Annotated in this window: 2 protein-coding genes; one reads left to right on the forward strand and one right to left on the reverse strand. The window is 69.1% G+C overall.

The features are described from left to right. Window positions 1–1,473: DUF3387 domain-containing protein (locus tag DD1DGNOD_RS03210; RefSeq protein ID WP_131769409.1), on the forward strand; the 1,473-nt coding region annotated here is incomplete at its 5' end. 46 nt (window positions 1,474–1,519) lie between these two features. On the opposite strand, the gene DD1DGNOD_RS03215 is transcribed toward DD1DGNOD_RS03210, so the two are convergent. Further along, the gene (locus DD1DGNOD_RS03215) at window positions 1,520–1,732 is read right to left on the reverse strand and encodes a hypothetical protein (RefSeq protein WP_131769402.1); all 213 of its coding nucleotides are present in this window, start codon (window positions 1,730–1,732) and stop codon (window positions 1,520–1,522) included. Window positions 1,733–1,749: the final 17 nt, after the last annotated feature.

A 1,749-nucleotide genomic window follows, 5' to 3' on the forward strand; every position in this document is an offset into this window, starting at 1 on the left:
CGGATCTGCGCGGACCTGTACCGGGAGATCGTCGCGCTGCGCCCCGACTGGCACGACGACGCGGTCGACCGCGGGAAGATCAAGGTCGTCTACACGGGGAACACCGACGACAAGGGCGAGATCTTCAAGCACGTCCGACGGCCGTCCCAGAACAAGGTGATCCAGTCCCGGGTGCGTAACGCCGACGACCCACTCGAACTGGTCATTGTGCAGTCGATGCTGCTCACCGGGTTCGACGCGCCGCCGCTGCACACGATGTACCTCGACAGGCCGATGCGCGGCGCCGCGCTCATGCAGGCCATCGCCCGGGTCAACCGTACCCACCGCAACAAGCGGGACGGCCTGCTCGTCGCCTACGCCCCGGTGGCCGAGCGGCTGCGTGAGGCGCTCGCCGAGTACACGTCCACCGACCAGGCACAGCAGCCCCTCGGCCGCGACCTCGACGAAATGATCGGCAAGGTTCGTGACCTGCACGATGTCATCGTCAGGATCCTCGCCGATCACGACTGGCGGACGGTGCTCGCCGGCGGCACGAGGACGGCCTACAAGGACGCCCTGCTCGGCACCGTCGAGTACCTGCGCGACCCGACCCGGCCGGGGAACACGGCGCAGGACGGCCGGCTCCCGCGCGCCGCCCGGTTCCGCGACGCCGCCGCCCGCCTCGAACGGGCGTACGCGCTGTGCTCCGTCCGGGACGAGCTGGACGACCTGCGTCCCGACATCGCGTTCTTCCACGCCGTCCGGGTGTCGATGGCCAAACTGGACGCCGAGGAGCGGCGGGCCGCCGGCCTGCCCGTCCCCGACGAGGTCGAGATCCTGCTGCGCCAGCTGACCGCCGCGACGATCGAGGCCGGCGGTGTCACCGACCTCTACGAAGCGGCCGGGATCGAGCGGCCCGACCTCTCCCACCTGGACGAGGCGTACCTGGAGCGGCTGCGGGCGTCGAAGACCCCGAACCTCGCGATTGAGGCACTGCGGCGTGCCATCGAACAGACCATGCGTCAGGCCACGCGGCACAACCTGGTCCGCCAGCGCAGCTTCTCTGATCGGCTCGTCGAGCTGATGAACGCCTACCGCAACCAGCACCTGACCGCCGCCGAGATCCTCACCAAGCTGGTGGAGATGGCCAAGGAGGTGAACACCGAGGGCGACCGCGGCCGGCACTTCACACCACCGCTGTCCGCCGACGAGCTCGCGTTCTACGACGCCGTCGCGCAGAACGCCTCCGCTGTCAGGGACCTGGGGGACGACAAGCTCGCCGCGATCGCACGCGACCTCGTCGTCCAGGTCAGGAAGTCGGTGACCACCGACTGGACGATCCGCGAGGACGTCCGGGCGCGGATGCGCACCATCATCAAGCGCCTGCTCGCCAGGCATGGTTACCCGCCGGACGCGGCGCGGGAGGCGATCGACCTCGTCATCGCCCAGACAGAGACGTTCGCCGAGGACTGGGCCTCCGGCACCGAGCGTTGACCCGCGTACGGACCATCCGACGGCATCCAACTGTTGGGCGCTACGTCTACGCCGCGATGGAAGGCGCCGCGACGCGCACAGAAGCAGCGCGCCCGAAGACCGCCCGCCACAGTTCGGTGCGCTTGTCGTAGGTGCCCTGACGGTACGGGTCGTCGGCCAGCCGGTTCAGGAGCGCGTCAAGATCACGGCGGCCCTCGGAGGGTAAGGCGTCACGCTGTTGCTCGGCGTAGGTGACCCAGCGGATTATGTCTCTGGCCATTGGTCACCTCCGGATTT

The organism is Candidatus Protofrankia californiensis, from assembly GCF_900634765.1.
Classification (GTDB): domain Bacteria; phylum Actinomycetota; class Actinomycetes; order Frankiales; family Frankiaceae; genus Protofrankia; species Protofrankia californiensis.